This window comes from Pedobacter sp. 01T416_2, from assembly GCF_056398925.1.
Genome location: NZ_JBFTQI010000524.1, coordinates 1 through 4,263 on the forward strand (window position 1 = coordinate 1; position 4,263 = coordinate 4,263).

4 protein-coding genes are annotated in these 4,263 nt (G+C 37.3%); all 4 read left to right on the top strand.

From position 1 onward, the window contains the following. Positions 1-1,025 (top strand): hypothetical protein (locus tag AC1DPQ_RS19530; protein ID WP_477610600.1); only part of this gene is annotated, 1,025 nt, incomplete at its 5' end. Between the two features lie 287 nt (positions 1,026-1,312). Further along, positions 1,313-1,579 carry a helix-turn-helix domain-containing protein gene (locus tag AC1DPQ_RS19535; protein WP_477610601.1) on the top strand — a complete coding sequence of 89 codons (267 nt, stop codon included), beginning with the start codon at positions 1,313-1,315 and terminating at the stop codon, positions 1,577-1,579. 1,423 nt (positions 1,580-3,002) lie between these two features. Further along, positions 3,003-3,896, top strand: coding sequence for a hypothetical protein (locus tag AC1DPQ_RS19540; protein ID WP_477581792.1), 894 nt, complete (start codon positions 3,003-3,005; stop codon positions 3,894-3,896). Beyond that, on the top strand, positions 3,893-4,263 hold a 371-nt coding region (locus AC1DPQ_RS19545; protein ID WP_477610602.1), incomplete at its 3' end, for a hypothetical protein. The genes AC1DPQ_RS19540 and AC1DPQ_RS19545, both read left to right, overlap by 4 nt.

Below are 4,263 nucleotides of genomic sequence, written 5' to 3' on the forward strand. Positions count from 1 at the left end.
AAGCTATATTTTCCAATACGCCAGAGAATAGCCTGGTGCGTTATTTTCATTATCATCTTGATATTATATCAACCATCTCCAATACATTAGCTAATTCCCACGATTCTGAAACAAATGTACTTCCCCAAAATGAACTTTTGGCACTTATAGACCATCTGCAGAAATACTATTCCAATTATTTCAATGAAGATGTCGTGGCGCCAATAGCTTATCATCAACGATTGGTTTCTCAACTTAACAACGATGTTTGTGCTATTCAGAAAACGCTGCAGTCAAGCGACCTAAATGCTTCTCTAAAAACCTGCCTAGCAAAATGGTTCAATGTAATGTCCGAGGATATTGGAAAAGTAAAATTTACCTTTCGTTCATTACATTATTTCGGATGTATCATTCATCAATTGGGTTCACTCGATTATGATTCGGATGACGCAGAAAAATTACTGGTTTCTCTGCTTATTCGTTCAAATTTCAATAACCTTTCTTTTTTTGTTTACTACCAGGATACAATCAGGAATGCTTTTGGCGATTTTAGAGATACGCAGGAAAGGCTTAATTATTTGGTTGAGCAGAAAGCAGAGGTTATATCATCACCTGAAGTGAAAAATATAGCTTATGACCCCTCGTGGCCTTCAATAAAAACCATGATGGGAAACTGGTTAACGGAAGAAATTCTGGTAACAGAAAAATCTTTGTGCAAAGGGAGTGAAGCTGTTGTTCCTAAAATACCACTGGAAATGTCAGTTGCACACCTTTCCTGTCTGGTTCGTTTACTTTATGAAGAAAGTGTTTTTGCTACTGAAAACCTTCAGTTCATTTTCAAATGTTTCGCTGGTCACTATCAAAGTAAAAGACAAGCTGTTATTTCCCCTGGAAGCCTCAGCAAAGAATTTTATAGTATTGACCAGCATACTGCCGCACGTGTGCGGGATCTGTTACAGCGTATGGTGCTGCGGATCAACCGTAATTTTTTTCCTATGGCCGTTGCAATAAATGCAACAGCCCTCTCTTATCTAAGTATACGCTGAGTTCCCCCAGCCAGTTATAGCTAAACCCTTCTTTATTTATCAGTCGTTCAGGCAAAAGAGATGTGATGTCGTTCAATGTGCTGAACTGCATTGAACGACAAGCTTTACAGAATTCAGTGCTAAAACCAAGTCTGTCAATAGGGGTCTGTAATAATTCCTCCTTTTTCATATATTTTTAATATCTGCAGCTTTATAAAGATAATAAATTTGTTTCTAATAAGATGTGTCTTGTATGCTGTTTCTTATTAGAAGTACCTCTGGAGCATCATTTTGGTTTACTTTACGATATGAGTAGAGCCAAAAACGACGAGGAGAGCGAAAATATAAAGGAAGTTTTGAAATTGGTTGGAGCACGGATTCGTTCCCTTAGGGAAGCGAAAGGGGAACGGAATTATGAAAAATTTGCCTTTAAACATGACCTCAACCGTACGCAGCTCTGGCGCTATGAAAATGGGGAAGATCTGTATTTCTCATCTTTGCTGAAAGTGCTTTCAGCATTGGATATTACCCTTGCTGAGTTCTTTAGCGATGGCTTTGATCAATCCGCTAAGTGATAACATTTATTAAATATGAGTAGGCAGCGATAAAAAACCTCAAGGCTTTTATCTTGCTGATCCTATTCCCTTTGATTTTACTTATCCATTGGGTGTAGCAGCCATCCGAATTGCTCAAGAATGCCTAGTCACTTTCCTCAACTTGACTGATTTTCCGATAAGTTAGATTGTGATGAATAATATCAAAATTGATACCCGGGAGGTTGTCTATGTTAAAAGAAGTGAATTTCTGTTCGATTTCTAAGCGTGTTAAGTTTATGTGATTCTTTGTTTGATTCAAAGATTTTATATAAGTTCATAAGATTTCTAGCGCGGTGTACGCTATCGGCATCTCACTATTGAAAGCATAATACTTCATTTCCCTGATCTTTCCGTTGACATTTATTTGCATGTAAATATTTGCTTCACTTGTAGCCTTAAACTGAGGATAACATTCCTCCATATCAGACAAGTTCAAATATGAAAATTAGTATAAAATACGATTGCGCTAAGGAGTAAATTGAATGTTTTTAGCTATTTCGTAGAGTTTGCCCCCTTAATTTTACCATTATCCCCCCCTTTTTTCTGGAAAGATATGTGGAGTTTTGACTCATTGGAGATGCTAACCAGTTCAAAATTAATCATTTTGTCTTGCTGATGGCAAAACCAGGTAATTTGAAAAATACATAACCTTATGAGGAATTTAAGCAAGCGTTCATACAGCGTATTTCCATTATTCACTATAATGGAAACCATTTTAGATCTGGCTCAAAAATATGCTCCTTTTACCAACTACATGGAAAGAGACTAGAGAATCTAACTACTTTCTACACCACCAATTTGCCAAGAGCTGCCTAAAATAACAACACTCCCAGTAATCTAAATCTACAACATGATCGCTCTCAAAATAACATTAATTTTATCGTTTCTGTCTATTATTTCCRGACTTGCTCCCTCTAAAAATCATGAGGGCGAAGTCAAAATAGAAACTTCTTTAATCGACGCACAGAAGGTGTTGACTGGTACCCGCCTTTTCGGATATTCCGATTTTGAGGGGGGATTAAAATAGAAGGTTTTATTCAATGATAATAATAGGTTTATGGATAGGATTTTAGAGAATAAAAACAGCAGTTTTTTATCGAATGTACTTGTTGGCGCCTTAATACTTTGTTTTGCGGCCTTCAACAATAAGTTTCCGCTTTTATTTGAGGAGTCGGGAATCTACATTAAGGATGGTTTTTCACTGCCGCATGTTGTTAATAGCAAGCTTTTATATTCGCTTTTTGTTGCACACACGAGCTGGGGCAAATCCCTCTGGTTAGTGATCTACTTCCAATCTTTAATACTGGCTACTGTTATAAATTATTACTTCCGGTATTTTGTTCCTTATAAAAAGAACCGTTCCTTCTTTTATTTCGGTTATCTTTTCCTAATTTCTTTTTTGATGTCTGCCTCGATTGCCGCGTCTACAATTTCTCCGGTTTTGTTTGGAAGTATATCAATTTTGGCCGTTGGACTGCTGGTTCTGATCAGGAAAATGATTCTCAGAGATCGTATAATTGTTTCAATTATAGCAGTTCTCAGTACTGCAATGGCCTTTTCATCAATTGTTATTGCGGTGATGATTCCCCTTCTGTACTTTGTCATCAATTTAATCAATAGACGAAATACTATTAAAGCTTTCCCGATAACGATTGTAAATATCGGTATCGTAAATGTTGTGAGTATTGTTCTGTTTTCTATTTTACCAATCGGTCCCGGAAATTCTGCCTCTAAACATAATTTACCGGGTTTCCTTCGGGCATTTGACCACATTGAGCCATTTAATAAAAGCGGGGGCGGTGTTTCCGCTGATACGAAGAATCTCAAAAATAAATCAGGTATCCAAGGTAATCAAATACTCAACAGAAAGTCTGAATATCTGAAAAGCGGAACTTCAGAATCTTTTTCGATTATTAAAGTGATGACAATTAAAGCGTATGAAAGACCTCAGGTAAATGGCCGGGCACTCAATGCGGTCGAGGAGTGGTTCAGCGGTGATATTAGGGAATGCTACCTTTCGAAACAGCGGGAGGGCTCGGAGAAGTTCATCATGATCGGCATTTCCCAATGGATATTTCTTATACTGTCAATCGTAATCTCCCTGTACGCATTATCGATTTCCAGAATTAAATACAAAGGTCTGATTTTTTACTTCTTTACTGCCTTTTTACTGAATATAGTAGCAGTTCTACTATTTAATGACGCTCAAAAAAATAACCTGTGGAGTTTTGTGTGGGTTGTGCCGCTTCCGCTGTTCTTAATGTTTTCTGCTAAAACTGACCTGAAGTTTATATGAAAGTAAGATTTGATACAATGCTGAGACGGATTATAGGTCATGAACAGTTCGGGTTCATTGTTTCAGCCGCAATATTGCTAACAATAGCAGCTTACAATATGTTTCCGTTGATCTTTAACGCAGATTCGGCAATGTATATCGAGGCCGCATACCGAAAAGTAGTAGAGCCGGACCGGCCTGTCCTGTACGGCCTTTTTATAAAATATTTTAGTTTCAAAACATCGTTGTGGTTCGTCATAATCTCCCAGAGTCTTTTGGTGAGCTTTGTTCTGTATAATTATTTTAGTTCTTTTTACTTGCACACCTTCAACGGAGCTGTTAAAAAGAATAGTAACATCTTCTTAATCGTATTTACCGCATTGATCTC